Origin of the sequence: Paenibacillus polysaccharolyticus, from assembly GCF_900102085.1 — a bacterium.
Lineage (GTDB): Bacteria > Bacillota > Bacilli > Paenibacillales > Paenibacillaceae > Paenibacillus > Paenibacillus polysaccharolyticus.
This window is the reverse complement of record NZ_FMVM01000007.1, coordinates 118,318-145,001: the sequence shown is the minus strand read 5'-3', so window position 1 is coordinate 145,001 and position 26,684 is coordinate 118,318. Positions and strand designations below refer to the sequence as shown.

The window sequence follows — 26,684 nt, the reverse complement described above, 5'->3', positions numbered from 1 at the left end:
ATATAGAAAAAATCTATTAGAAGCACAGTTGACCGGTTCGGCGGGGCAATGATAAGCTGTGTGAAATTAAAACAAACCAAACTCATAGGAATAATCAATTTTGATTTCGAGACTCAATCATTTATTTAGATATGCCACATTTTGGTACCATCAAATTACCTTATTTCAGGGAAGGCGGAGTGTACATGACAGCAAAACGAAGTTTGAAATTTGGAGCGATCATTCATGGTGTTGGGGGAAGCAACACAACCTGGAGACATCCGGAGGTTCTATCTGATGCCAGTGTCAACTTTGGATTTTACAAACGTCAGGCGCTGAAGGCAGAAGAGGGCAAGTTTGATCTGGTATTCATTGCAGACGGCCTGTATATTACGGAAAAATCCATTCCTCACTTCCTGAATCGCTTTGAACCGATCAGCATTCTTTCCGCTCTTGCTGCGGTAACTTCACGCATTGGACTTGTGGGCACACTCTCCACATCCTATAGTGACCCCTTTACAGTCGCCAGACAGTTCGGTTCGCTTGATCTGATCAGTGATGGTCGTGCAGGCTGGAACGTGGTGACATCTCCCTTGGAAGGTACCGCAAAAAATTACAGCAAAAGCAATCATCCAACACATCCGGAACGTTACCGTATTGCTAAGGAATATTTACAAGTGACCAAAGGCTTGTGGGATTCATGGGAAGATGATGCATTTGTAAGAGACAAGGACAGCGGTGTGTTCTTCGATCCTTCGAAACTACACACGCTGAACCATGAAGGGGAGTTCTTCTCTGTACAGGGGCCATTGAACATCGCTCGTTCACGGCAGGGACAGCCGGTTATTTTCCAGGCAGGTTCCTCAGAGGATGGCAAAACACTGGCGGCACAAGAAGCCGATGCCGTATTCACTGGACACGATAACATTGAAGATGCAAAGGCGTTTTATAAGGACGTCAAAACACGGGCAGCTTCCTATGGGCGTTCAGCACAAGATATTGTTATTTTGCCAGGCATTAACCCGATTGTGGGACGGACGGCAGAGGAAGCGGAACAGAAATATCAGGAGATCGCGAGCCTTGTAACCATTGATAAAGCATTGGACTACTTGGGACGTTTCTTCGAGCACCATGATTTCTCCCAATATCCGCTGGATGAACCGTTCCCTGAACTGGATGGCATAGGCAGCAACAGCTTCCGCAGTGGAACAGACAAGATTAAAAAAGATGCCAAAGAACAGGGGTTAACGCTGCGCGAAGTTGCTCTACGGGCTGCAACACCACGAAGTCAATTCCTGGGCACACCGGAGCAGGTCGCAGACAAGGTTCAGGAATGGTTCGAGGCAGAAGCGGCAGACGGATTCATTATTGCTTCGGAGTTGCCTAGCGGATTGTCCGACTTTGTCGAGTTGGTGGTACCTATTCTGCAGGAACGCGGCCTCTATCGCACGGAGTATGAGCATGATACGCTGCGTGGCAATTTGGGTGTCCAGGTGCCTGTAAACCGTTATACAGCAGCAAGAACACAGGAAGAGTCGAACATTATCTAACCGAATGCCGAATGTCCTCTAAATCGAACATCATTCAATGGATTTAATTCATGTTATTAAGACGCGATAAATCTAACCCGTACTCACAATCCGATGCGTTCAGATCAAATAACAATATGATGCAATATAAGTTCCATCCAGTACAGTACAGTACAGTACAGTACAGTGCAATACAAGTAAAATCCATCGTTTAAACGAAGCACAAATGCATCTGGATCCATAGGATTAATAAACTCAATAAAGTCTTCTTGCTCTAAAACCTACTTTTCTCATAGGAAATATAAAATATATACAAGTTTGCTTGGCGTACACATTAATGACACCTGTATACACAGAGGGGGAAGCGATATGAACAGGTCTATCTCATGGACAAAAGTGGTGGCGTTGGCAGTAGCATTGGTGATGGTTTTGTCCGGATGCGGAGCAACATCAGGAGGCAAAACCAGCGGTGCGGCACAGGCTTCCGCCGACGGGGGTCAGGCTGGTAAAGCGGAAGGGGGTAACCTCACCTTTGCACTGGCGACTTCACCGGATACACTCGATCCGCATCGTAGCGGTCTTGCTGTAGCCGTACGAGCGATTCGCACGATCTACGACAATCTGGTGGTTCAGCTGCCAGATGGGTCTATTAAACCTTGGCTTGCCAAGGAATGGAGTGTATCGAAGGATGGCAAAAGTTATACCTTCAAGCTGCGTGAAGACGTGAAATTCCATGATGGAACTCCGTTTAACGCCGAAGCGGTGAAGTACAATCTGGATCGGGTCATTGATCCTGCCACCAAAGCTGCCAATTCCCTTGCCCTGATTAGACCTTATAGCTCCTCCAAGGTCATTGATGAGTATACGATCAAAGTTAATCTGAATGCACCTTCGCAAGCGTTTCTCGGCAACCTGAGTCAGGCATTACTGGGAATCGTGTCTCCAACCGCTGCGAAGAAATATGGAGATCAACTGGGCAAAAATCCGGTAGGCACAGGCCCGTATACCTTTGTGAAATGGGATGAAAACGCGGATATCGTTGTAGCCAAAAACAAGGATTACAACTGGGGCCCGGAAACGGTCGAAAACAAAGGCGCTCCTCATATCGATACGATTACGTTTAAAATCGTACCGGAAGAAGCAACACGTATCGGAAGTGTGCAAAGCAAGCAGGTGCTTGCCGCAGAGACCGTGCCGCCGCAAAATATCGCCGCCCTGAAAAGTGATCCGAACCAGCAATTGTTGCAAGCCAACACCGTTGGACTGCCGTATACCCTCTTTTTCAATCTACGTAAGGCACCTTGGGATGATGTAAAAGTAAGGCAAGCGGTACAATCCGCTGTTGACGTCGACTCCATTGTGAAAACCTTGTATCTGGGTAACTACGAGCGCGCATGGTCTGCCTTGTCTCCAGGCATTCTCGGCTATGACAAGGCACTTGAAGGAAGCATCTCCCCGGATATCAACCGTGCGAACCAGCTACTGGATGAGCAGGGCTGGGTTAAGGGAGCTGACGGGATTCGTGTCAAAGACGGGAAGAAGCTAACTTTGCGTTATGTAGATGGCTCCCCTAACCGGGAGAAACGCAATGACATTGCTGCCATCATCCAGCAACAGCTGAAACCGCTGGGCATTGCGGTAGAAGTGGTGATTACCAAAGACATTGCTACCGTGATCTATCAGAACTGGGATTATGATCTGTACGGCAACAGCCAGGTCAACTCCGATCCGAATGCCTTGTACGCCTTCTATCACACCAGTGCGGAAGGGGAACGTCCGACATTATCCGGTTTATCTGATCCAAAGATCGATCAACTTCTGGAGCAGGGAGCGGTAGAGACGGATTCGGCGAAAAGGGTAGATATCTACAGTCAGATTCAGAAATATCTCATTGAACAAGCGGTTATTTTGCCAATCTACGTATTTCCGTATACTGTGGCTGCATCCAAAAACGTGGAAGGTATCAAGTTCGATGCACTCGGTTATCCACTCTTTAATGATGTACGTATCCAGCCATAATGCAAATTGCGTTATCCAGTCTCATTATTCCAACACGGCGTACAGCCTGTTGTGGTTTCAGAAAGGAGCCATCCGGTATGATTCAACTGATCTTGTCACGGTTAGCAACGTCGCTTCTCGTTATATTTGGAGCTTCGGTGCTGGTGTACTGCATCATGTATCTTCTGCCGGGTGATCCGGTGCTGTTAATGCTGGACCCGTCCTCGGCTACCCCGGAGATGATTGCTAATCTCCGGGTACAGCTTGGGCTGGATCAACCGTTTTATATCCAGTTTGCGAACTATTTTGGCGATATGCTACGCGGGGATTTTGGTCAATCCATGGTTAACTCCGACCCGGTATTGCCCAAAATTCTGGAACATTTCCCGGCAACGCTGGCATTGACGGCACTCAGTTCGCTGATTGCCATCACCATCGGAATTACACTTGGCGTTCTGTCGGCCATTCACCGGAATGGTGTGATTGATGTTGTGGCTCGGCTCGTTGGATTGTTCGGCATCTCGATGCCAACGTTCTGGACCGGCATTCTGCTTATTCTGTTGTTTTCCGTACAGCTCGGCTGGTTCCCGGCGATGGGGTCGGACGGATTCAGTTCATTGATACTTCCGGCGGCTACACTTGGACTTGTCGGTGCAGGATTTATTGTGCGCATGGTGCGTAACAGCATGCTTGAAGTGATAAATGAGCCGTTTATCGTTGCTTTACGGGCCAAAGGATTGTCTGAACGGGCCATCATGTATGGTCATGCACTGCGTAATGCCCTGATCCCCGCCGTAACGGTCATCGGTATGTTAATTGGGGATTTGCTGGCAGGAACCGTGGTGGTAGAGACGGTATTCTCCAGACAAGGAATTGGTCGTATTATTGCTGATGCGCTAATGGCTAAGGATCTGCCGGTGGTACAGGGCGTTGTATTTTTTACATCGATCATCTATGTCGTGTTGAATTTGCTGGTAGACATCTCGTATTCGTACATTGATCCTCGGGTTCGGAGAGCTGTCCGTTCATGATCCAGATCAGGAACACCGCATCAGGAGCGTGCAGAATGTGAAGAAGCAGGAGAAGGAGGCGTTCATTTTTATGAGCATGAAACCTTTGGCGGGACACAAAAAGACATGGGCAGGAAATGCCAGAAGTACCGGAAGTACCGAAATTGTCGGGAAAGCTCGCCTATGGAGATGGAATCGCCTGCCTTGGCAGCGCCGTGTTTCATCCGTAGTATCGCGGTTATTTTTGTACACGGCGCTGCTCATCGTCATCTTCACTGTGGCCTGTGCCATCGTGCCTGGCTGGATCGCGCCTTATGATCCAACACAGATGATGACGGATGCCATTCTACAGGCTCCTTCTGCTGCACACCTATTCGGTACAGACTATTTCGGCCGAGACATCTTCAGTGTGGTTGTGCATGGCAGCCGGGATTCCTTGCTGATCGGTTTTGCTTCCGTGCTTGTTGGTGGTCTCGTCGGCAGTGCTCTTGGCATCCTTGCGGGATATACAGGAGGACTGGTTGATACGGTAACGATGCGGGCGGTGGATATTCTTATGGCCGTACCAGGCGTATTGCTCGCCTTATCTGTTGCGGCGGCGCTTGGGCCAGGACTGCTGAATATTGCACTGGCTGTTGCAGTAGCTTCGATACCAGGTTATGCAAGGGTGATGCGCGGTCAGGTGATGTCTGTCAAAAATCTGCCTTTCATTACAGCCACACGTTCATTGGGCGGTTCCAATGCCCGCATTTTCTGGAAACATGTCCTGCCACATTCCTTGTCTCCGCTACTCGTAATGGCAACGCTGGGTGTAGGTACATCCATCCTGACTGGGTCTGGACTCAGTTTCCTTGGGCTCGGGGTACTGAAAGAAATTCCGGATTGGGGTGCATTGCTGTCTCAAGGGAGAGGTTATCTGACAGTAGCTTGGTGGATTTGCACATTCCCGGGTCTGGCCATTACGCTGTTTGTTCTGGCTGTCAATCTGATTGGAGACGATATTCGCGACAGGCTTGATCCCAAAGTAAAAGGAGCGGCTTGACCGCTTTTCCAAGGAGGAAAATAATATGTCACATGTTGTCATTATCGCCGGAACCCCGTCCAAGCGTTCACGATTGACAGGACTAACGGATTATAGCAGCCATACGTTAAGCAAAGCTGGTATTTCCGTTGAAGTGATTCAGGTGACCGATTTGCCCGCTGAAGATCTGGTACAGGCAAAGTTCGACAGCCAGGCCATTCAGGATGCACTTGCCATTGTGGATGGAGCAGATGCCGTTATTGTGGCTACTCCGGTATATAAGGCAGCCTATTCGGGCGTGCTCAAGCTGTTTCTCGACCTGATACCACAAGAAGGACTTCGGGATAAGGTGACTCTGCCTCTTGTCATTGGCGGTTCAATTGCACATTTGCTTGCTATTGATTATGCTTTGAAGCCTGTGCTTACCGCACTCGGCGGACGATATATCCTTGGCGGTGTATACGCAGTGGATCAGGGAATTGAACGCAATGAGGACGGAACATTTACACTTGCAGCAGATATTACCGCACGGTTAGATCGCTCTCTGGAAGAATTACGATTGACACTGGAAAAGGATGGGATTACGATATCCTAAAACCAAGTTTTTATATAGGAAAAATAAGTAGATGCGGAGGCGCCCATGAATATAGAGAACATTGAAGCGTTTGTATATATCAATCACTACGGAAGCTTCAATAAGGCGGCTGAAGTACTTTTCTTGTCCCAGCCTTCGGTTACGGCACGTATCCAATCATTGGAAAGGGAGCTGGGATGCAAGCTGTTTGACCGACTAGGCAAGCAGATTGTGCTGACGGATGAAGGCCGCAAATTTTTGCCTTATGCGCAGCAGGTGCTGCAAGTGATCCAGAAGGGTAGACAAAAAATCCAACAGCGTAGAACGACACCTGAGGCACTACGCCTCGGAAGCACAGTGTCCGTGTCCAATTATGTCATTCCCGATTTTCTGCCCAGAATCAAAGAGTCCTATCCTGAAGTCAACATCAAACTGACAACAGCAACAACGGATCAACTGATTGCCAAACTGCTCGGTCAGGAGATAGATCTCGCGTTTGTGCGCAAGGTTATGCACCCTGCGATCCGTACCGTTGCTTTTTACGAAGATCCGATACAGCTATACGTGTACAGAGGGCATCCTTTCATTGAAAGCGGACATGTCAGCATGGAGGCGATCCGGAATGAAAAGCTGGTCTTTTTCGAGTGTGGCTCATTGGACTGGCTCCGCATTCACCGGGCCTTCGACTCCCTGGAGTATCCGCCGGATATTACATATCATGTGGATAATTCGGAAACAGCAAAAAAATTGGTTATGCAAGGTGCAGGCATCGCTTTTCTACCAGGGTTAACGGTGAAGAAAGAGGTACAACGTCAGGAGCTGTTTCCGATTCAAGTCCATGAGGTGGCAGGTGTGTCGCTGCAGATCAGTGTGGTGACTTTAAAAGAAGAATATTCGCCATTTGCAGAGCCTTTTGGAGAACTGCTACGGCAATTATAGATGGACTGACAAGGCGAACCAGATTTCAACGTTATAAATTGGATAAATGAAGCTTGAAAGGAGGGCCCAGGATGAAAAGTGATCTGGAGCAGACGAGAGGAAAGCTTGTGCAGCCGGAGGAAGAGAAGCAGCAAGTTGAGCAGAGCGAGCTACAGCGGGAAGCAACGCAGACTTTGGATCACCAATATGTGTTGCCATGGGTAGAAGATACGGAACAAGAGAAGGAGTTCGCGGCACATCTGACTGCAATTCGGCGGCATCTTCATCGTAACCCCGAGCTGTCTGGTGAGGAAAAGGAAACGACAGCAGCTATTCGCAGCTGGCTGGAAGAGGAAGGTGTTCGCCTTGCCGATGAGTATAAACTGCGAACAGGGCTTGTTGCTGAGGTAGGGCAGGGAAATGGCCCTGTCGTAGCGCTGCGAGCGGACATTGATGCCTTGCCTATTCAGGAGGAAACCAAGCTGGAGTTTGCTTCGCAGATTGCGGGCCGAATGCATGCATGCGGGCACGATGCGCACACCGCTATTTTGATTGGAGCTGCAGGGTTGCTGAAACAGCGTGAATCCAGTTTGCCCGGGAAGGTGCGATTGATTTTTCAACCGTCAGAAGAGAAGGCAACAGGTGCCCGCCAAGTTATCCAGAGCGGCGCACTCGCCGATGTTCAGGCTATATTTGGTTTACACAATAAACCGGATCTGCGAGTAGGCACAGTGGGTATTCGCGAAGGTGCATTGATGGCAGCAGCGGATGGATTTGTCGTTAAAGTGCAAGGGGTGGGCACCCATGCGGCTGTACCTGAGGCAGGCATCGATCCGATTGTGGTTGCTGCACATATCGTTACCGCATTGCAAGCCATTGTCAGCCGGAATGTAGGTGCTCAGGAGAGTGCAGTACTCAGCGTTACGAAAATAAACAGCGGTACAGCCTGGAACGTTATTCCGGAGGAAGCGATACTTGACGGCACAGTGCGCACATTTGACGAGAAGGTGCGCGCCCGTATCCGGGAACGTTTCAACCAGGTCGTAGCTGGTGTGGCTGCAGCCTACGGCACAACGGCGACGGTACGCTGGATTCAGGGGCCACCTGCTGTGGTCAATGATGCATCGCTGGCATTGGACGCAGAACAAGTCGTGAGTGAACTTGGGTTGAATCGTGTCAGACCGCTGCCTTCGCCGGCAGGAGAGGATTTTTCCTTTTATCAAAAAGAAGTGCCGGGTCTGTTCCTCTTTCTCGGGACATCGGGACCGCACGAGTGGCATCATCCGGGCTTTGATGTAGATGAGCAGGCTTTGCCAATTGGTGCACATCTGCTGGCAGAGCTGGCTGAACAGGCTTTGAAACGTCTGCAAGCCTAAATGGCAGTGATGTTGAAAAAAGTTGGACGTTTAATTTTGAATTCAAAATATATTCCTATTCTCGATCTGTAACATTTGTTTCAGAGCTGGCGCTAGTCGTCAGCTCTATTTTGTTTTATGTTCAAAAAATCGGGCAATCCGCAGAAACTTTTCGGTTATTCTAACACCGGAGTGTACGCATAAAATCAGGTTGTACAACAGGTATAGATGGAAATATTTGTTGACGCCCCCCAATGAGTGTGCTATATTTTTCTCGTCCTTTAATCGTAATTATTACTATTAATATCGAAGTAATGCAACGGAGAACTTCAATTCGAATCTAAAGAACAGGAGCCGCCGCCGCGATGAAACAAGAGATTGATTTTATCAAATGTAATCCGACGCAGAACATGACCCTTCTGGTGAGAACGGATCACGCATCCGAACATTACAGTGATATCGCTTCCAGCCTGATGTCCTATGATCATGTTCACGCTGAACAAGTCGGGTTCATCAAGCAGTCACGAAGGCCAGAAGCCGTTGCCCGCCTGGAGATGGCAGGAGGAGAGTTTTGTGGCAATGCTTGTATGGCACTGGCAGCCCATATTGCAGCAGAAGCAGGGCTGGAGAAGCAAGCGTCCATGAATATCAAGCTGGATGTTTCAGGCACAGAGCACTTGATCAGCTGTCATGTGAAGCGGCAAGAGCATCGGTATGATTGCCGGGTTACGATGCCTGTTCCCGATCAGATCGAGCGGCGGAAGATTACGTTTGAAGGTATGGAGCTGGATCTGGTCATTGTCCGGTATGCCGAATTCATTCACATCGTGATTGAAGTGCAGGATGTCGATGACCTGATGAAACGAAGGGCAGAACATCTCGCACGGTTACTGGGACTCACGATGGGAGACAAAATGATCGGTGTGTTGTTAGTTCACCCCGCTACAAAAGAGATGGCTCCCCTTATTTATGTCCCGCAGCTGGACAGTCTGATCTGGGAGAGAGGTTGCGGATCAGGTACGGCCTCTGTAGGTGCTTATCAGGCCTGGCTTAGACAGAGCGAAGTCACCCAGTTGGTCAAACAACCTGGAGGTACGATTAAGGTGAGCGCTCAGTGGGAGGCCCAAGGAGTGAAGGCCATTACGATTGAGGGAACTGTTGGTATTGTTGCCTATGGCACGGCTTTCATTGATACCTTACAGGAGCAGAGCAGGAGCGTCGTAGAGGTCTGAGCGAATACCTGAGACTGAGATGTAAGAGGTTGACCATAACAAGGTTCAGGAGGAGAGATTTTGATAACGTTAATGCACTTTGAGACGAGACTTCGAGTGTTTGCTGAACAATTTGGCAAGCTTGCGGTCAAATATGATCAGACGCTTGAGCACAGCGCGGAACTGGAAGCGGTGATTAACGAGTATTCACGGTTTGTGACAGACCCTGATCACAAGATCGCTTGGGGGATGTTGAGGCAAGCCGAACTGCAGGAGCTTGATCCGCTAGTTCAGGCGCTAAGACAAAAGTCCGCTCAGTGCGTCGCGATTATGGAGAAATATCGGGCATTGAAGCTGCAGGATGGAGAAGTGCAGATTGCGGATTATTTTAAAAATATCGAAGAGTGCATCGACAAAGAGTTTGGAAGCTTTCAGGTGACACCTCAATCCAAAGTGTTGCTGGTGGGTTCCGGTTCATTTCCGATGACCCCTTTACTAATCGCTAAACGTACCGGAGCCGAGGTGGTTGGCATTGATATCGATGCAGAGGCGATCACGCTTGGGCGAAAAGTGGTGGAGAAGCTAGGGGCAGGCTTGAACATTCGTTTAGAGCAGCAACTGCTGGAGGACTTGGCGTATACCAGGCAGGCGACTCATATTATTTTCAGCTCCACGGTGGCTAACAAGTATGACTTGCTCGATCAATTATACGCATTGACCAATGAACAAGTCGTTGTAGCTATGCGGTATGGCAATGGGTTGAAATCACTGTTTAATTATCCTATGAAAGAGACGGACGGCAACAAATGGAGAATGGCAGATAACATTCTACGCCCGCATGATGTGTTCGATATCGCGTTGTATCAGAAGGAGTAAGACGTCGAGTGAAGTGTAATTTGGTCTATGATTTGTTTACAGGGAGGTATGTATGGACGGCGTTGAAAAAGTTCTGTTATGCGGCACGGGTCCTGTGTCCATTCAGCTTGCGGTAATCTTGAAAATACATCTGGGCTGTCAGGTGGGTATGGCGGGCAGGCAATCGGTGCGGTCAGCATCGTTCTTTGCATCACTGGAACAGAGCCAGCAACAGGTTCAGGTGACGATTCAAAATGAGAAGCATCGACCCTTGGCCGGGGGATGTACAGTGGATCAAGTATTTAAAGGATACAACACCCTTGAAGGGGAGTGGGATATACTAATATTGGCAGTCACCACGGATGCTTATATCGATGTACTCCAAGAAATCAATGATGAGTTCATCAAACAACTTAAATACGTTATTTTGGTTTCCCCTACCTTTGGTTCCAGTCTCCTGGTGAGTCAGTATTTGCTTGAGCGGAATGCTTCCCCGGAAATCATCAGCTTTTCCACCTACTTGGGCGATACTCGCTGGATGCATGAACAACCGTCGAATGAAGTGATCACCACGGGGGTCAAAAGGAAGGTTTACATTGGCTCCACGGTTCCCTCTTCAACCTATGTACAGCAATTAAGCGATTTATTCCAGCGGTTGCATATTTCACTCGCAGTCATGTCTTCCCCGCTGGAAGCCGAAACAAGGAATATTTCGCTGTACGTACACCCACCGTTGTTTATGAACGAATTTTCGCTAGAGGCCATTTTTGGTGAGCAAGGTGTTCAAAAATATGTTTATAAGCTTTATCCCGAAGGGCCGATTACACCCAAGCTCATTTGTAGTATGCGGTCACAGTGGGAGGAGATCCGGCAGATTACAGACAGACTTCATATTCAGGGAGTAAACCTGCTGCAGTTTATGACGGATGACAATTATCCGGTACGATTAGAGAGTTTATCACGTCAGGATATCGAGCAATTTGATCAATTAGAGGCCATCCATCAGGAGTATTTATTATACATACGGTACGCCTCATTATTGATTGATCCGTTCTCGAAGCCGAATGCTGCTGGCACATATTTTGACTTCTCCGCCGTGCCGTTCCGCCGAATATTTATAAACCGCGAGGGTGAACTCGACGTTCCGAGAATGCCAAAGGAGGATTATTACCGCATCAAAATGATTCAGGGCATCGCGAGACATGTGAATGTCGACTGTCCAACGATAGATCGTTTCATTGCCACATATGAAGCTAAGCTTCAGGAGGTGACGCGCAGACATCCAGATCAGCGCCTGTCGACCGCGTTTGTGATCCAGTCGTTTGGGCAGGATATTCGCATGATCTGTAGCGGCCTTACGGGCAGTAAGGTCTAATCACATCTGAAGAAGAAGAGCTAAAAGTTTTCTGAAAGAAAGCCGTATTGCAAGATGGTACTGCAATCGAAGTGGCATGGAGTAACAAGCAATGATCTGCTTGAATTTTATTTGTTTATCAGGGGGAACAGTGATGAGAAAAAGACGTGCTTTTATACGGATCGTAACAATGGTTGCGGTCATTGCGATGGGTTCAGGCTGTGCTCAGAATGCCACCAAGGAGAACAGCCAAGCGGCATCATCAGTCAGTAAGATCAACAATGAAATTATCTATGCTTCCGCGAAAGATATTAACGATATGAACCCACATCTGTACACAGGTTCGATGCCTGCGCAAGGCATGGTGTATGAATCTCTGGTGGAGAACACGGCTGAGGGAATCAAACCATTGCTGGCTGAATCATGGGACATCTCCAAGGACGGCAAAACGTACACCTTTCATCTGCGCAAAGGGGTGAAGTTCCATGACGGCGAGCCATTTAACGCCGAAGCGGTCAAACAGAATATCGAAGCGATTCAGGCCAATGCCGAGAAACATGCCTGGATCAAGCTCTCCACCAAGCTGAAGGATGTCAAAGTGAAGGACGAATACACCGTGGAGTTGGATCTGTCAGATGCCTATTATCCGACGCTCGTGGAGTTGTCCATGACCAGGCCGTATGTCTTTATCTCACCAAAGGATTTCAAAAATGGTGGAACCAGGGACGGAGTGAACGGTTTCCATGGGACTGGGCCGTACAAGTTAATCGGGCACAAGGTCGAAGAAAATGCCACCTTTGAAGCCAATACGGAATACTGGGGCGGTGTGCCTGCCATTCAAAAAATCACGGCCAAAGTGCTTCCGGCCGGAGAAACGACCTATTTGGCACTGCAAAAAGGGGAGATCAATTTTGTCTTCACGGATGACCGCGGGGCAGACAGCATTGACGTAGAAGCGATGGATCAGCTGGCTGCATCCGGCGAGTATCAGGTGGTGCGAAGTGATGCGATGAACACGGCCATGATTGTGGCGAATAGCAGCAGGCAGAACAGCCCGGTTCACGAAAAGGCTGTGCGGGAAGCGTTATGGATCGGTATCGATCGGGAGACGATCAGCAAAGATATTTTCAATGGCACGCAGACGGTAGCGAGTACGTTGTTTTCATCGAATGTGAACTACGCCAATGTCGATCTAAAGGTTCGAACGTATGATCCGGAAGCCGCCAAACGTCTGCTGGATCAGGCAGGCTGGACTTTGGCAGAGGGCAAAACCGTACGTGCGAAGAACGGCCAACCCTTAGCGATGAAGCTGTATTATGACAGCAACTCGTCCTCTCAGAAAATGCAGGCGGAGTTCATCCAATATGCGATGAAAGAGATCGGTATGGAACTGGATCTGACAGGCGAGGAGTCCTCTTCCATTGCGAACCGAAGAGCGACGGGGGAATATGACCTGTTGTTCAACCAGACCTGGGGACTGGCGTATGACCCGCAGAGCACCATCGCCGCGTTTACATCGGATTCAGCATACAAACATACGACAAGCGGCATCGCCGAAGCGGATGAACTATACCGGAAGATCGATCAGGTGATGAGCTCGACCGACGATGACTCAGCAACCGCATCTCAACATGGAGAATCGAGAAAAGCACTTTATGCGGATATTTTAAAAGTAGTACATGATGAAGCGGTGTTCATCCCGCTTACGAACGGGCGTGTCACCATTGTTGCTCCGAAACGTCTGCAAGGCATTACCTTTAAACAGACACAGTATGAATTGCCGTTTGAAAAGATGAAATTCGAGTAGAGGGGGAGGGGACTATGGGAAGTTATATTGCCAAACGACTGTTGCTGACCATCCCTTTGCTGATCGTCATTTCTTTGATTACATTTCTGTTGATCAATCTCTCTCCACTCGACCCGGCAGTCGTTGTCCTACAGGCTCAGGATGTGCCGCAGATCACCGATGAACTGATCGCTCAAACGAATGAAGCGCTGGGTTTTAACCAGCCCTTCTTCGTTCGTTATATGGACTGGATGGCGGCCGTTGTACAGTTTGACTTCGGATATTCTTACGTGTCTGGTGAGTCGGTGTGGTTTTTGATCGGGCCGGCTTTACTGAATACGTTAAAGCTTACGCTGGTATCATCCGTCTTCATCATCCTGTTGTCCATAGGGCTTGGCGTGGTATGTGCTTTGAAAGAAGGGAAGCTGCTGGATCGATCGGTCAGAGGCGTTTCCTTTTTCCTGACAGCGATGCCGTCTTATTGGCTTGCGGCCATCCTGATCTGGTACTTTTCGGTGAAACTAGACCTGCTGCCGACCAGCGGCATGGATTCTTATCGTAGTTACATTCTGCCTGTGCTGGTGATCACGGTCAGTTATACGGGCATTTATTTTCGGACGGTACGCAGTGCGATGCTAAGCAACATGAATGAGGATTATGTGTTATATGCGCGCGCGAGCGGCCTTAGCGAGCAGAAGGTCATGCTGCACATCCTGCGTAACTCCCTGCAAGTCGCGGTGTCCATCTTCTGCATGGCGATTCCGATTGTACTGGGCAGTACCGTTGTTATTGAAAATGTATTTGCGTGGCCGGGGCTTGGCCGGCTAAGTGTAAAGTCGATTCTGAGCCGGGATTTTCCGATCATTCAGGCCTATGTGCTTATTTTGGCGGTAACGTTTGTAGTATTTAACATGCTTTCGGACCTGATCAATGCCGCGCTTAATCCTCGTTTAAGAAAGGAAATCTGATGCGACTATTCAAAAATCTGAGCCGTGACAAACTCGCCGTGACCTCTCTTGCCGTTATTGTCGTAACCCTTATTCTGGGAATCTGTGCACCTATCGTTGCACCTCATGACCCTGGAGCCGTCAACATGAAACTGCGCTATGCCTCACCCTCCTGGCCTTATCTGTTAGGCAATGATCACCTTGGCCGATGCGTCTTATCCAGACTGATCTACGGTATCCGTCCGAGTGTGTTATGGGTGCTGGCGGCACTCGGTTTCTCGGTACTGATCGGTGCGGCGGCGGGATTTGCCGCAGGGTATTTCAAAGGTAAAGTGGATGCGTGGTTGATGCGAATCTGTGACATTATGCTGTCTTTTCCCGGATATGTGATGACGCTGGCGGTGGTTGGCATTTTGGGGGCGGGACTGGAAAATATTCTGATCGCCTTTGTCTGCATGAAATGGGCCTGGTTTGCGCGTGTCATTCGTACTTCCGTGATGCAGTTCTCAGACATGGATTATGTGAAATTCGCCAAAGCTTCCGGCATACCCAGTTGCACGATTATTTCACGTCACCTCATTCCAGTAACCTTTGCCGATATCGCGGTAATCTCCAGTGGTGCAATGTGTTCCATGATGCTTCAGGTATCGGGGCTATCTTTCCTTGGTCTGGGCATTCAGGCACCCCATGCAGAGTGGGGCATGATGCTGAATGAGGCGAGAGAAGTCATGTTTTCCAGACCTCAATTGATGCTTGCACCGGGGCTTGCGATCGTTGTTGTGGTATCGGCTTTTAACTTTTTATCGGACTCACTGCAGGTGGCGTTAGACCCTAAATTAATGAACTCTCCTGACAAGCGGGATAAATCTCGTGAAAGAGAGGTGAGAAAGGCGGCTTATGAATATAGTCGAGGTTGAGCATCTGAAAGTGTGGGATAACCATACCAATCAGGCCATTGTTCATGACAGTTCATTTACGGTGCGGCAGGGGAGCTGCATGGCGATTGTTGGGGAGAGCGGTAGCGGCAAATCCGTCACATGCAGAGCGCTGATGCGGCTGAATAAGCCCAATATGCGCCAATCGGGAAAGATGCTGTTTCAGGGTACAGATCTGAATCAGCTCTCCGAAAAGGAGATGCGGCGGCGAAGAGGTAAGCAGCTGTGTATGATTTTGCAGCAGGGCATGAGTGCATTTGATCCTTCCTGTGTGATCGGTGTACATATCCGGGAGACGTTGCAGACGCATTACCATTGGAATACCCGTGAGCTAGAGCGGAGAATGCGGATCGCAATGGAAAGTGTCATGCTCCGAAATCCGATGGACATTCTGAACAAATATCCACATCAACTGTCTGGCGGCATGTTGCAACGAATTATGATTGCACTCGCACTTGTGCTCGAACCGGATCTGATTATAGCGGATGAGCCAACCACGGCGCTGGATACTATCTCCCAGTACGAAGTGCTGGAGCAACTGATTCAGCTGCGTGAACGTATGGGATGCTCCATGATTTTTATCTCCCATGATCTCGGCGTTGTGCAGAAGATTGCAGATGATGTGATGGTTATGAAAGACGGCAAAATTGTCGAGCAGGGTAACATGCAGTCTGTTTTGCAGGAGCCTACCCATGCCTATACCCGTTATCTCGTATCAACTCGGCTGGAACTGAGCAATCATTTCAAAGCATTGATGCAGGAGGGATCATAGATGCTAACGGTAGAGCAGGTTGAGAAATCATATGTCCAAGGCGGACTATTCTCGAAGCATCGACAGCAGGTGTTGAAAAAGGTGACTTTGGAATGCCGTCATGGTGAATGCCTCGGCATTATTGGCGAGAGTGGCAGCGGCAAATCTACACTGGGTCGGTTGATGCTGGGACTGGAAAGCCCGGATCGTGGGGCCATCCGGCTGGAGGGAAAAGATGTGAAAGACCGGCGCGTGCGGATGGGCCGCATCAGCGCAGTTTTTCAAAACTATACCTCATCCATCAATCCGTTCCTTACGGTGCAGGATGCAATTATGGAGCCGATGAAGGCACTCCAAAAGTCAGCACAAGGACAACAGGTTCATGCAAAAGTGGATATGCTGCTTACCCAAGTTGGACTGGACTCATCGTACCGAACCAAGTATCCACATGAGCTGTCCGGCGGGGAAGCACAACGAGTCTGCATCGCGAGAGCAGTGTCGACAGAGCCGCAGTATCTTGTACTGGACGAAGCCGTCAGCTCGCTGGATGTGTCGGTCCAGATTCAGGTTTTGCAGTTGCTGAGATCATTGAAAAGCCTGTACAAGATGAGTTATGTCTTCATTACGCACGACATTCAGGCGGCAGCCTATATCTGCGACAGGTTTGTTTTTTTCAGAGAAGGCCAGATTGAAGAAACGGTTTCGGTTGATCAGTTAAAACATGTAAAGTCTGACTATGCTCAACAATTGTTGAGCCATCTCATTTCACTATAGCGTGGAGAAGTGGGGGAGAAGGTTGTGATTGAAAGGAGTGAATATCCGTTGTGAGTGGGGCAATGTCATGGCCTTTTCTGCGTTTGTACATTTTGGTGCTACTCTACTTCAGTGCCAATGCCATTCTGAATGTGATTATTCCGTTGCAGGGGGCATTCCTGGGTGCGAGCAGTACGACGATCGGGCTGATTATGGGTGCGTATATGTTTACAACGATGTTTTTCAGACCGTGGGCAGGTAAAATGATTCAAAAGCATGGGCCGATCAAAATGCTGCGGATCATTCTGATAATCAATGGATTTGCACTGATCCTCTACACGTTTACAGGGCTTGGCGGTTATCTGATTGCCCGTATTTTGCAAGGGGTATCGACAGCCTTTTTTTCCATGGCGCTACAGATGGGCATCATTGATGCACTACCGGAGAAAGACCGTTCTCAGGGCATTTCTTATTATTCGCTGTTCAGCTACATTCCGGGCATTGTTGGCCCGGTGCTGGCTTTAGCCGTTTGGCAGACCGGAGGCATGGATTATTTTACAGTGGTGCTAATCGGAATTGCAGTTTGTACGGGGGTATTTGGATATACCGCCAAGATGGAACAAAATAAGGAGAGGACACAGACGGCTGCAGATGTATCCGGGCAGAACGTGAGTATGTGGGAGTCCTTCGGGCAGCTGGTGAGAAATCTATTGTTGTTCCGTTGCTGTGTGCTGATGCTGAGTGCATCGGTGGTATTTGGCGCGGTCACTACATTTATTCCGCTGTATGCAAGTCAGGTTCCTGGCGGCAATGCTGGCGTATACTTGATGTTGCAGGCGGGTACAGTGGTGCTGGCTCGAATCGCACTCCGCAAACGCATTCCTTCGGACGGGAAGTGGCATTCACCGTTTATCATGACCACGATGCTGTTGCTGGCAGTTGCGGCGCAGTGTGTGAGTTTTTCGGTTACGGGAGGCATGCCCTTCTTTTATTTGGGTGCTGTTCTGATGGGAATCGCTCAAGCCATTTTGTATCCAACACTCACGACGTATCTGTCCTTTGTTTTGCCTCAGCTGAACCGCAATGTACTCATGGGTTTGTTTATTGCGACGGCTGATTTGGGCATTTCGCTCGGGGGTGTGGTCATGGGACCGATTGCTGATCTGTCGTCCTATTCATTTATGTACACGATCTGTGCTATTCTAGGAGCGGTAATGATCGTTTTTGCCTATGAACGGCGTAAAGCGACTACCGGAACCTCATGAGCTGACGGCCAGAGAACGTGGGTACGTGTTAGAGAAAGCAGGTATGATCTATTGAAAGATTCTAGAACAACAACATCCAGTGGAAAATTAAACCCGGTATCGTTTTCCTTTATCGGGTTTTACATACTGGCTTTTTTATTTTTTGCGGCGAATGCAGCGTTGACGATTATTTTACCTTTGCGTAGTGAAGCGGCCGGGTTAAATCAGGCTGAAATTGGTCTGATGATGGGCAGTTACATGTTCACCTGTATGCTATTGCGACCATTTGCTGCACAGATGCTGGGCAAATATGGACCGCTCCGGGTTATGCGATGGCTGCTGATGTTACATGCCGGGACGTTGCTACTGTTTATCGTGTCCGGGGTGGAAACGTACCTGTGGCTACGGGCATTGCAGGGCGTGGCGACCGCATTTTTCTCAATGACGATGCAGGCAGGCATTGTAGAAAGACTGGAGGATAAGGATCGTGCGCAAGGCCTGGCGATGTACACCCTGTTTACGATGGTGCCTTCGCTAGTCATCCCGATTCTGGCCGTACAAATCTGGCAAAACGCCAGTGAGCTGGCGTTCACGCTGTTGATGATTGGACTGGCGGCACTCCCCTTGTTGCTCGGATACAAGGTGGATTTACCACAGAGTACGGTGCAGAACAAAACGTATACGCTGGGGGATATGCTTCGCTCGTTCAGTGGCATCTGGCGCAGTACACCCCTGCTCGTCAGCAGTGTGGTGATGCTGTTTGCATCCTGTGTATTTGGTGCGACAGCGACCTTTCTTCCGCTATATATGGTATCGACTGGTATGGCGAGCGCGGGTATCTTTTTGACGATTCAGGGTCTCGTGGTGATCCTGTGCCGATTCATTTTGCGCAAAAAAATACCGTCAGACGGCAGCTGGAATACGTGGCTTATGGCAGGTCTGATGTTATCTGCGGCACTGGGGACACAGCTGCTTAGCCTGATGGATATGCTGGGGCCATTTGTGTATATTTCTGCGGTGTTTAGCGGTTTTGCATTGGCTTTACTGTATCCAACGCTGACCACGTATTTGTCCTTTGTATTGCCTGCGGATTCGAGGTATGTGCTTATGGGCATATTTATGTCCTCGTATGATCTCGGTTTTTCACTGGGCGGGCTGGCGATGGGCGTTGTGGTACAGATCAGCTCTTATTCCGTGATGTTTACCGTTTGTACGATGCTCTCTGTTGCCGCACTCATTTTGGTGGTGCTTTTCAGACAGCGGATGGAAGCCGGGAATAAGTCTATTACTGCGCGAGTGAATTGAGTTGGAAGGCTGAAGGAAAGGCAGAGGTACGATGTAGATTTAGGTGCAGAGCTATAAATGAGACGGTACGGTTAAAGCTTATGGTTCTTCTGCGAAGCGCATCATGAATGCGAATGTGCAGGGGATTCATAAGCTTTTTTTAATTATTTTTTACACGAGATACGAAAAAAGATTTGACAACGGCGTCAGGCAGGATTATAGTCATTGTTGTTAATCGTAATAATTACTATTAAATTCAGGGATCCACCGATCAAGGTGAACTGTACCTATAAGGAGTAGATCTATATGACACAAAAGCAAATACCGGTGACCGTTCTCAGCGGTTACCTTGGGTCAGGCAAAACGACGGTTCTGAATCATGTGTTGCACAATCGGCAAGGGCTGAAAGTCGCTGTAATCGTGAACGACATGAGTGAGGTCAACATTGATGCGGCTATGGTAAAAGGAGAGGCAACGCTCTCTCGTACCGAAGAGAAACTAGTGGAGATGTCCAACGGTTGCATCTGCTGCACTCTTCGTGATGATCTAATGCAGGAGATCGAAAAGCTCGTAAACGAAGGCAAGTATGACTACATCCTGATTGAGTCGACAGGCATCAGCGAACCTGTTCCGGTGGCACAGACATTTACATATGCTGATGAAGAGACGGGCATCGATCTGACACGACTGGCGAAACTGGATTGTCTCGTGACTGTCGTTGATGCTAACCGTTTCTGGCATGACTATGCTTCGGGACAAAGCTTGCTGGATCGGAATCAGGCAACCGGGGAAGGCGATACCCGTGACGTAGTGGATTTGCTCATTGATCAAATTGAGACCTGTGATGTGTTGCTGCTGAACAAATGTGATCTCGTGGAAGAAACGGAACTTCACAAACTGGAAGGTATTATCCGCAAGTTGCAGCCGAATGCGAAAATTATTCGTACGGTGAACGGACAGGTGAACCCGGTGGAGATTTTGAATACGGGACGGTTTGATTTTGAGAAAGTGAGCATGTCGGCTGGCTGGATTCAGGAGTTGGAAAAAGAGTCCCACACGCCTGAGACCGAAGAATACGGTATCGGATCATTTGTGTACCGCCGCAGGAAGCCGTTCCATCCTTCCCGTCTGGCTGATTTCATGAGCTACTGGCCGGAAGAGGTTGTACGTGCGAAAGGGCTGGTATGGCTTGCCGCTGAAGGAGATGTGGCTGCCAGTCTGAGTCAGGCGGGGCCATCCATTCAGTTTGGGCCTGCCGGACATTGGGTTGCCGCGCTGCCGGAAGCGGACAAGCAAGAGATTTTGCGGACAGAGCCGGATGTGTTTGCTAAATGGGATGCCGAGTGGGGCGATCGCCAAACGGAACTGGTCATGATCGGCATTGATATGGAGCGTTCCATCATTGAAGATGAACTGGATCAATGTCTGCTCAGCGATGAAGAGATGCTGGCGGATTGGGGACATTTTGAAAATCCGTTACCGTGGCCTGTCGAGACTATGTGAATTAATCAAATATTATACAAGACTTAAGAGGATAAGGAGCTGTAAAAGATGGCTAAAAAATCAAAGGTCGTGCGTGAGAAACAACGTCAGGCAATCGTAGCGAAGTATGCGGATCTACGCCGGGAACTGAAGGAAAAAGGTGATTATGAGGCGCTGCAAAAGTTGCCCCGTAACGCATCACCAACGCGATTAAAAAGTCGTTGCGAGATCACTGGTCGTCCGCGTGGATATCTGCGCAAATTCAAAGTTTCCCGGATCAAATTCCGTGAACTGGCTCATCAAGGTCAGATTCCGGGTGTTACCAAGTCCAGCTGGTAAGCATGATAAGCGGAGTACTTGATAAGGAGGTCTCTCCCATGTTGGATATGTTTACGCAGCGGCGCATTGTATCCTTGATGAACGGATATGTCCATGAGAAAGTACCAGCAGAGCTACGGACGATGGTGAAGTTAACCTATGAAATGAAGGATAATGAGTTGATTCTCAATGAAGAACGTCCTGCTGGACAACGACATCAGTGGGAGCGAATGCCGATCGCTCGCTTTTACTGGGAGGGAAACCAGTGGAAGGTGTACGCTAGCGATGATCAGCACAGCTGGAGTCCTGCGGACATTGTTGTGCCATGTTTCAATTTCGAGGATGCGTTGGAGCAAGTGGAACGTGATGAATCCGGGATGTTTTGGCGTGAACGTGATTAAACAAAAATAACTGGAGAAGCTCGCATTGGCTATACGGGGATCGGAATCGTGAACAACGATTGGGGTCCTCTTTTTGTTTATGGTGGAAGATTGCACATACGGAGATGGAATACCATAATGTTAGACACTGGAACAGGCTGGTAGAAAGAAGAGAAGTGAGAGAGTAGGTGGAACAGCTGGTGGTGCGCATAAGTGGAGTATGTAAATGAAATTGCTGCAGTGGGCCTGGCTCGTGCCCCTGAAATTTTCTAGTCCAAAATTCTAACGATCCCCAGAAACGCTATTCATCTCAAAAAAGCGGGTTTGAAATTCTAACGATCCGTAGAAGCGTTATTTTGCTAGAATTAGCGATTTTGGTGGGGAAATCGGTGATTTTCAGCCGAATAAGCTCTGTGGTGATCATTAGAATTTTCAAACTGCGAAATGTGGCTAAATAAGCTCTCTGGTGATCGTTAGCGTTAGGAAGTACAGGTGGAGAAGCGGTCATTTGTTGAGAGCAAACAAACTGCTGAAGAGCAAAATTGGATGGAGTGGAGTATACTGGCTCCCTGCCCCCGTAGACCGTTCAACCGTGCACCGTGCAGCTCTAGACCAAACCGAACAGCCCATACACCGTACAACCTGTTACCCTGCTGCCATCCTCACCAACGCTCCTAACCCTTTCCTCCGTTCACATCGTCCTTCTCTCTTTCATCTCGCACACACTCCAAGCTACTCACCTCTCCCACAGCTAAGCCTCGAATAACACTTCGCCCGTACGCGATACGTCATATCCTTCAAATGCTCGCAGTTCTTGTCTGAACTCTGGAGATCGGAGGATGTGCAGAACGGATTCAATCCAGGCCTCGTTCCCCTGTTTTCTCAGCATGACCAAGTCGTAGCGCTCCTGCACGAGAGGAATGAAATCGACTTGCCCGACAAGGCGAGCGGCCTTCTCTATGCCGACACCTACATCGGCTTCGCCGGAGCTGACTTTGGCTGCGACGCCCATATGACTTGTTTCCTCCACATCATATCCGAGTAGTCCAGCAGCAGAAATCCCGTGTAGCCGTAACTGCTCGTCCAGCAGCACTCTGGCGCCAGAACCTTTTTCCCGATTCGCGAGGCGCAGGTTAGATTGGTTTAGATCGGTCCAGTCGTTCAATTGACGGGGATTACCGCGTGGAACATATAGACCGGCAGGGCGAGACAACAGATTGACAACGACATAGGACCAGCCTGTTAAAATTTTGCGGATATAGGGAAGATTATACTCCCCCGTGTCTCCGTCCAGCAGATGAGTGCTGACCAGGTCGGACTCCCCCCGATACATCGAGATTAGCCCATCCAGACTCCCCATGAAAGAGCGAAGAGGACGAATGTCTCGGGATTGCTTCTCCATATGACGCATCAGAATATCCAGACTGACATCTTGTCCCGTAATCACCAGATGTCGGGCCGAACCCGCAATGTTCTGACCGTACCCGGTTAGACCGCTTGCGAATGAAGTTGAAGCCGTTTGAGAAGGGGACGCTACCCTATGATTAGATGTCATCGCATGCTGAGACTCGCTTTGATCCGTGACTGTGGATAAGCCAGCAACTGGGCTATGCTTCTGGACAGCCTCGGTCGATAGTTGCTCGGTTGTTGTCGTTCCAGGCAATACATTTGGCCTCGCCTGTGCCGGGGACTGGAGTTGCTTGGAACGGCGTTTGTAAGCATCCAGATCGGCAGCATCGATGCGCATCTGTTTGCCCACTCGGTAGGCGACAAGGTCTCCCTTTTTGATCAAATCATAGACAGTTAGTTTGGATATTTTAAGCAGCTTGGCTATTTCTTCGGTTGTGTAGGATTGCTCCTCCGTCATTAGTGAAGAACCTCCCTCTATATTATAAAGGCGTTAAAATTTTATATTGAAACCCTATATGTGTAGTCCACTCATAATCCAATTCTTATTTCCATCGATACAATGGCGTTTCTTGTACTATACCATTATTTGAAGACACGCATAAACCTTAGAACGCACAATAAAAAGCTGACATATTGTCTCGGATGTAGAATGTGATTAATGTCACCTTCCTATTTCGTATGTTCTGTGTATAATTAGTTATAATCTATTATATCTAGTTATAACTAAACATGATATTAAACATGAAATATGGGGGAGAACAAATGAACAAACGAGTTACATATGTACTTGGAACGATGTCACTGGGGCTGGCGCTTGTACTAGCTGCTTGCGGAGCCAACACAGACACAAACAAGCAAGATGCGGCTTCTTCCGCAACTCAACCAGCAGCTTCTGCACCAGCGGCATCCGGTGAAAAGACAACACCAGCAGCGACTGAGCCACAGGAAAAAGTCGAGCTGACGATATCCGCTGCAGCAAGTCTGACCGATGCAATGAAGGAGATCCAGACGAATTTCGAACAAGCCAATCCCAATATCAGCCTGAGCTTTAACTTCGGAGCGTCCGGTGCATTACAGCAGCAGATTGAACAGGGAGCACCGGCAGATATTTTTGTATCCGCGTCTGCGAAAAATATGAAAGCCTTGGTTGATGAGAACCTGATTGCCTCAAGCGACCAGAAGAACCTGCTTCAAAATTCATTGGTAGCTATTGTACCGACGGATGGGACAAGCGCAGTAGCAAGTGAGAAGGATTTAACGAATGAGGGCATCAAAACGGTAGCCATTGGCATTCCGGAGAGCGTACCTGCAGGTACTTATGCGAAGGAAGCTTTGACCAATGCGAAGCTTTGGGATCAGCTTGAGAAGAAGCTTGTTCAAGGCAAAGACGTAAAACAGGTTCTTCAATATGTAGAAACAGGTAATGCGGATGCAGGTTTTGTGTATAAAACCGATGCGCTGACTTCCAAGCAGGTAAAGATTGCGTTTGAAGTAGATAAAAACAGTTACACACCTGCCAATTATCCGCTAGGCATCATTGAAGGTACGAAACATCGTACGGAAGCTGAACAGTTCTATGCTTATCTGCAAACACCTGAAGTGCTGGATATCTTTGCGAAATACGGATTTTCGATTCCGAAATGAATATGAACGCGATCGATTGGTCCGTGTTCTGGCCCCCGGTGCGTCTGTCCCTTCAGGTGGCGCTGTTATCCAGCGTTATAGCGGTTGTGGTGGGGGTAGCTGTCGCTTGGAAAATGTCACGTACTACATTTCGCGGCAAAATTTTTCTAGAGACGATTCTGATGCTTCCGCTTGTGCTTCCTCCAACGGTGGTTGGATTCTTGCTACTGGTTATTTTGGGTCGCAGAAGTCTGCTTGGACGCTGGATCGAGGCGATCTTTTCGGCCCCTGTCATTTTTTCGTGGTGGGCTGCGGTCATTGCTGCTGTCGTTGTGGCCTTCCCACTGGTGTATCAGACGATGAAATCCGGTTTTAACGGGGTGGATCGAGACCTAGAGGATGCAGGCAGATCGATTGGAGCTAATGAATGGCAGGTGTTCCGCTACATTACGTTGCCACTGGCAGGCAGAGCATTAATGACAGCATTTATTTTGGGCTTTGCCCGCGCGCTGGGGGAGTTTGGCGCAACATTGATGATCGCTGGCAACATTCCAGGCAAAACACAGACGGTGCCAACGGCCATTTATGTCGCTGTGGATTCAGGAAATCAGACGATGGCCTGGGCTTGGACGATATCGATTGTGATCATCTCTTTTCTAATGTTACTTATGACGAGACAACAGCGCGATAGCAAAGCATCCTTTTAGTTTAAATAACTTGCGAATCATTGGTAATAATCTGCTGTAACAGGCAAAATGATATAAAACCCGCTCAGAGAATTTATTCTCGGATTGCGGGTTTTTATTATGAATCTGATGACATATGTCCTCAAAAGGGATGAAAATCATCATTATGGAAAAGTAAAGCCCTTTTGAGCGAAAAAAAACAAATATTTTCCCGAAATTTTACCTTTCAGCACTCGCTTTCCATGGGCTTGTTCCTGTAAAATAGGAGGTAACTGATTCCAGCCAAGCATTGAAATAAGGAGAGACGACGATGAAGACTAAACCTGATTGCGACATATCGTTGCAAATCGATGATTATCTGGATCTTTTGCATTTTGCCATCCAAATTCAAGATCAGGAATGGCGCCAGTCCCTTATCCAGCAACTCAAAATATTTCAAACGGCACCGGAGCAGCAACATACTCCTGAAGAAGAATTATGGATGAGATTCGATTATATCAACAGCAAACTAACAGGTCTGTGTCATCAGATCCACGCCGCTCATTCTGTGGATGAACGCAAGAAGTTTGAAGAACGTGTTGGTGTTTTGCAACTACAGCGAGTGGAAGTGGCACGTAAAATCAAATGGGCAAGTCGCAGATAGCACGAAGTAAACAACATTGAAATACTACTTTGAAGTACAACGATGAATGACCCAATTCAAGAACAAAGCCATTCTCCTGTTCAGTCCAGGAGAGTGGCTTTTTTGCTTATGAATAAAAGTTTGCCCTAGTCATTTCCTCAGCTGTTATTTTCCTGGCAGAAGTATGTAATTTGAGGACATCGAAGCCAAGTAATTCATAGGATATGGGGATTATGCAATTTAACGATATAGGCGCAAGCTGGAGTAACTGACGCTCCCGGCCCGGCATATGCTGTAGCAGGCAAATGCTGATAGGCCGGTTTTTTTCTATGGGTGAAGCAGGCCTTAACCGAAAGGAGGAGCACCATGCAGAGCAAAATCGATGAAATTATTAACCATATCGCGCATTCCCACCAGCAGATTGCACGGGTATTGGACGCCAAACGTCAGGTTGCTGTGCGCATGTCGGAGATCATCCACCATTTGCCGGATAACGAGCCGGAACTGGATGGGGTTGAAGGTTTGCTGGACAGCTCGGGACAGATTAACAAAAGCATTATCTCCTACCTGGGAGGGCTTGCGGATCTGGAAGAAGCTGTGGCTGAGACGCTGACCCAGGTTATGCGGGAGATCGCGGTACAAGAGGAAGAATAGGCCCG

25 protein-coding genes are annotated in these 26,684 nt (G+C 48.6%); 24 read left to right on the top strand and 1 reads right to left on the bottom strand.

The features are described 5' to 3' along the window. Positions 1–185 precede the first annotated feature (185 nt). The 20 genes from BLQ13_RS11470 to BLQ13_RS11375 all read left to right on the top strand — a co-directional run bounded on the left by BLQ13_RS11470 (position 186) and on the right by BLQ13_RS11375 (position 21,705). Complete coding sequence (locus BLQ13_RS11470) at positions 186–1,529, top strand: LLM class flavin-dependent oxidoreductase (protein WP_090919353.1); 1,344 nt, start codon at positions 186–188, stop codon at positions 1,527–1,529. A 348-nt stretch (positions 1,530–1,877) separates the two neighbouring features. Then, positions 1,878–3,527 (top strand): ABC transporter substrate-binding protein, encoded by a 1,650-nt coding sequence (locus BLQ13_RS11465; protein ID WP_090919350.1) that lies wholly within the window; start codon positions 1,878–1,880, stop codon positions 3,525–3,527. Positions 3,528–3,604: 77 nt separating this feature from the next. Further along, on the top strand, positions 3,605–4,537 hold the full coding sequence (locus BLQ13_RS11460; protein WP_090919346.1) for an ABC transporter permease: 933 nt from the start codon (positions 3,605–3,607) through the stop codon (positions 4,535–4,537). A gap of 70 nt (positions 4,538–4,607) precedes the next feature. Further along, positions 4,608–5,558, top strand: coding sequence for an ABC transporter permease (locus BLQ13_RS11455; protein ID WP_090919774.1), 951 nt, complete (start codon positions 4,608–4,610; stop codon positions 5,556–5,558). 25 nt (positions 5,559–5,583) lie between these two features. Then, positions 5,584–6,132, top strand: a complete 549-nt coding sequence (gene ssuE, locus BLQ13_RS11450; RefSeq protein WP_090919343.1) for an NADPH-dependent FMN reductase — start codon at positions 5,584–5,586, stop codon at positions 6,130–6,132. 45 nt (positions 6,133–6,177) lie between these two features. Next, positions 6,178–7,050, top strand: a complete 873-nt coding sequence (locus BLQ13_RS11445) for a LysR family transcriptional regulator (protein WP_090919340.1) — start codon at positions 6,178–6,180, stop codon at positions 7,048–7,050. Between the two features lie 71 nt (positions 7,051–7,121). Next, positions 7,122–8,405 carry an amidohydrolase gene (locus tag BLQ13_RS11440; RefSeq protein WP_244159293.1) on the top strand — a complete coding sequence of 428 codons (1,284 nt, stop codon included), beginning with the start codon at positions 7,122–7,124 and terminating at the stop codon, positions 8,403–8,405. Between the two features lie 344 nt (positions 8,406–8,749). Further along, positions 8,750–9,616: a histidine racemase CntK family protein gene (locus BLQ13_RS11435; RefSeq protein ID WP_090919337.1), complete on the top strand. Its 867-nt coding sequence runs from the start codon at positions 8,750–8,752 to the stop codon at positions 9,614–9,616. A gap of 72 nt (positions 9,617–9,688) precedes the next feature. Beyond that, positions 9,689–10,471, top strand: a complete 783-nt coding sequence (locus BLQ13_RS11430; protein ID WP_090919768.1) for a nicotianamine synthase family protein — start codon at positions 9,689–9,691, stop codon at positions 10,469–10,471. 52 nt (positions 10,472–10,523) lie between these two features. After that, the gene (locus BLQ13_RS11425) at positions 10,524–11,825 is read left to right on the top strand and encodes an opine metallophore biosynthesis dehydrogenase (protein ID WP_090919334.1); all 1,302 of its coding nucleotides are present in this window, start codon (positions 10,524–10,526) and stop codon (positions 11,823–11,825) included. Positions 11,826–11,958: 133 nt separating this feature from the next. Beyond that, positions 11,959–13,611, top strand: coding sequence for a staphylopine-dependent metal ABC transporter substrate-binding lipoprotein (cntA, locus tag BLQ13_RS11420; RefSeq protein WP_090919331.1), 1,653 nt, complete (start codon positions 11,959–11,961; stop codon positions 13,609–13,611). Between the two features lie 14 nt (positions 13,612–13,625). Next, on the top strand, positions 13,626–14,558 hold the full coding sequence (gene opp1B, locus BLQ13_RS11415; protein WP_090919328.1) for a nickel/cobalt ABC transporter permease: 933 nt from the start codon (positions 13,626–13,628) through the stop codon (positions 14,556–14,558). Further along, positions 14,558–15,454, top strand: coding sequence for a staphylopine uptake ABC transporter permease subunit CntC (cntC, locus tag BLQ13_RS11410; RefSeq protein ID WP_090919325.1), 897 nt, complete (start codon positions 14,558–14,560; stop codon positions 15,452–15,454). The genes opp1B and cntC overlap by 1 nt, the downstream gene beginning before the upstream one ends. Next, positions 15,435–16,244 (top strand): staphylopine uptake ABC transporter ATP-binding protein CntD, encoded by an 810-nt coding sequence (gene cntD, locus BLQ13_RS11405; protein ID WP_090919321.1) that lies wholly within the window; start codon positions 15,435–15,437, stop codon positions 16,242–16,244. The genes cntC and cntD overlap by 20 nt, the downstream gene beginning before the upstream one ends. After that, positions 16,245–16,997 carry an ABC transporter ATP-binding protein gene (locus BLQ13_RS11400; protein WP_090919318.1) on the top strand — a complete coding sequence of 251 codons (753 nt, stop codon included), beginning with the start codon at positions 16,245–16,247 and terminating at the stop codon, positions 16,995–16,997. A gap of 50 nt (positions 16,998–17,047) precedes the next feature. Next, the gene (gene cntE, locus BLQ13_RS11395) at positions 17,048–18,241 is read left to right on the top strand and encodes a staphylopine family metallophore export MFS transporter CntE (protein ID WP_090919316.1); all 1,194 of its coding nucleotides are present in this window, start codon (positions 17,048–17,050) and stop codon (positions 18,239–18,241) included. Between the two features lie 51 nt (positions 18,242–18,292). After that, positions 18,293–19,525, top strand: a complete 1,233-nt coding sequence (gene cntE / locus BLQ13_RS11390) for a staphylopine family metallophore export MFS transporter CntE (protein WP_090919313.1) — start codon at positions 18,293–18,295, stop codon at positions 19,523–19,525. A gap of 285 nt (positions 19,526–19,810) precedes the next feature. Beyond that, entirely contained in the window at positions 19,811–21,007 is a 1,197-nt protein-coding gene (locus BLQ13_RS11385; protein ID WP_090919310.1) for a GTP-binding protein, read from the top strand. Positions 21,008–21,055: 48 nt separating this feature from the next. Next, entirely contained in the window at positions 21,056–21,325 is a 270-nt protein-coding gene (gene rpsN / locus BLQ13_RS11380; protein WP_090919307.1) for a 30S ribosomal protein S14, read from the top strand. Positions 21,326–21,363: 38 nt separating this feature from the next. Further along, positions 21,364–21,705 carry a DUF3024 domain-containing protein gene (locus tag BLQ13_RS11375; protein ID WP_167375714.1) on the top strand — a complete coding sequence of 114 codons (342 nt, stop codon included), beginning with the start codon at positions 21,364–21,366 and terminating at the stop codon, positions 21,703–21,705. A gap of 730 nt (positions 21,706–22,435) precedes the next feature. Here BLQ13_RS11375 and BLQ13_RS11370 read toward each other — a convergent pair. Further along, entirely contained in the window at positions 22,436–23,551 is a 1,116-nt protein-coding gene (locus BLQ13_RS11370) for a substrate-binding domain-containing protein (RefSeq protein ID WP_090919300.1), read from the bottom strand. Between the two features lie 305 nt (positions 23,552–23,856). Between BLQ13_RS11370 and modA the strand changes: the two genes are divergently transcribed. From modA to BLQ13_RS11350, 4 genes are all read left to right on the top strand, one after another. After that, positions 23,857–24,738 (top strand): molybdate ABC transporter substrate-binding protein, encoded by an 882-nt coding sequence (gene modA / locus BLQ13_RS11365; RefSeq protein ID WP_090919297.1) that lies wholly within the window; start codon positions 23,857–23,859, stop codon positions 24,736–24,738. Further along, positions 24,735–25,424: a molybdate ABC transporter permease subunit gene (gene modB, locus BLQ13_RS11360; RefSeq protein WP_167375713.1), complete on the top strand. Its 690-nt coding sequence runs from the start codon at positions 24,735–24,737 to the stop codon at positions 25,422–25,424. The genes modA and modB overlap by 4 nt, the downstream gene beginning before the upstream one ends. A gap of 289 nt (positions 25,425–25,713) precedes the next feature. Then, complete coding sequence (locus BLQ13_RS11355) at positions 25,714–26,046, top strand: hypothetical protein (RefSeq protein WP_090919294.1); 333 nt, start codon at positions 25,714–25,716, stop codon at positions 26,044–26,046. Between the two features lie 345 nt (positions 26,047–26,391). After that, on the top strand, positions 26,392–26,679 hold the full coding sequence (locus BLQ13_RS11350) for a nucleoside-diphosphate sugar epimerase (RefSeq protein WP_090919291.1): 288 nt from the start codon (positions 26,392–26,394) through the stop codon (positions 26,677–26,679). Positions 26,680–26,684 lie beyond the last annotated feature (5 nt).

Excerpts from the sequence above, each read along its gene's own strand:
- BLQ13_RS11350 (WP_090919291.1), top strand. The coding sequence starts at position 26,392 with ATGCAGAGCAAAATCGATGAAATTATTAACCATATCGCGCATTCCCAC.
- BLQ13_RS11430 (WP_090919768.1), top strand. The coding sequence starts at position 9,689 with ATGCACTTTGAGACGAGACTTCGAGTGTTTGCTGAACAATTTGGCAAG.
- BLQ13_RS11375 (WP_167375714.1), top strand. The coding sequence starts at position 21,364 with ATGTTGGATATGTTTACGCAGCGGCGCATTGTATCCTTGATGAACGGA.
- BLQ13_RS11465 (WP_090919350.1), top strand. The coding sequence starts at position 1,878 with ATGAACAGGTCTATCTCATGGACAAAAGTGGTGGCGTTGGCAGTAGCA.
- modA (WP_090919297.1), top strand. The coding sequence starts at position 23,857 with ATGAACAAACGAGTTACATATGTACTTGGAACGATGTCACTGGGGCTG.
- ssuE (WP_090919343.1), top strand. The coding sequence starts at position 5,584 with ATGTCACATGTTGTCATTATCGCCGGAACCCCGTCCAAGCGTTCACGA.
- BLQ13_RS11460 (WP_090919346.1), top strand. The coding sequence starts at position 3,605 with ATGATTCAACTGATCTTGTCACGGTTAGCAACGTCGCTTCTCGTTATA.
- BLQ13_RS11425 (WP_090919334.1), top strand. The coding sequence starts at position 10,524 with ATGGACGGCGTTGAAAAAGTTCTGTTATGCGGCACGGGTCCTGTGTCC.
- BLQ13_RS11400 (WP_090919318.1), top strand. The coding sequence starts at position 16,245 with ATGCTAACGGTAGAGCAGGTTGAGAAATCATATGTCCAAGGCGGACTA.
- BLQ13_RS11435 (WP_090919337.1), top strand. The coding sequence starts at position 8,750 with ATGAAACAAGAGATTGATTTTATCAAATGTAATCCGACGCAGAACATG.
- BLQ13_RS11355 (WP_090919294.1), top strand. The coding sequence starts at position 25,714 with ATGAAGACTAAACCTGATTGCGACATATCGTTGCAAATCGATGATTAT.
- cntC (WP_090919325.1), top strand. The coding sequence starts at position 14,558 with ATGCGACTATTCAAAAATCTGAGCCGTGACAAACTCGCCGTGACCTCT.
- cntD (WP_090919321.1), top strand. The coding sequence starts at position 15,435 with ATGAATATAGTCGAGGTTGAGCATCTGAAAGTGTGGGATAACCATACC.
- opp1B (WP_090919328.1), top strand. The coding sequence starts at position 13,626 with ATGGGAAGTTATATTGCCAAACGACTGTTGCTGACCATCCCTTTGCTG.
- BLQ13_RS11470 (WP_090919353.1), top strand. The coding sequence starts at position 186 with ATGACAGCAAAACGAAGTTTGAAATTTGGAGCGATCATTCATGGTGTT.
- BLQ13_RS11440 (WP_244159293.1), top strand. The coding sequence starts at position 7,122 with ATGAAAAGTGATCTGGAGCAGACGAGAGGAAAGCTTGTGCAGCCGGAG.
- BLQ13_RS11455 (WP_090919774.1), top strand. The coding sequence starts at position 4,608 with ATGAGCATGAAACCTTTGGCGGGACACAAAAAGACATGGGCAGGAAAT.
- modB (WP_167375713.1), top strand. The coding sequence starts at position 24,735 with ATGAATATGAACGCGATCGATTGGTCCGTGTTCTGGCCCCCGGTGCGT.
- rpsN (WP_090919307.1), top strand. The coding sequence starts at position 21,056 with ATGGCTAAAAAATCAAAGGTCGTGCGTGAGAAACAACGTCAGGCAATC.
- cntA (WP_090919331.1), top strand. The coding sequence starts at position 11,959 with ATGAGAAAAAGACGTGCTTTTATACGGATCGTAACAATGGTTGCGGTC.
- BLQ13_RS11370 (WP_090919300.1), bottom strand. The coding sequence starts at position 23,551 with ATGACGGAGGAGCAATCCTACACAACCGAAGAAATAGCCAAGCTGCTT.
- BLQ13_RS11445 (WP_090919340.1), top strand. The coding sequence starts at position 6,178 with ATGAATATAGAGAACATTGAAGCGTTTGTATATATCAATCACTACGGA.
- BLQ13_RS11385 (WP_090919310.1), top strand. The coding sequence starts at position 19,811 with ATGACACAAAAGCAAATACCGGTGACCGTTCTCAGCGGTTACCTTGGG.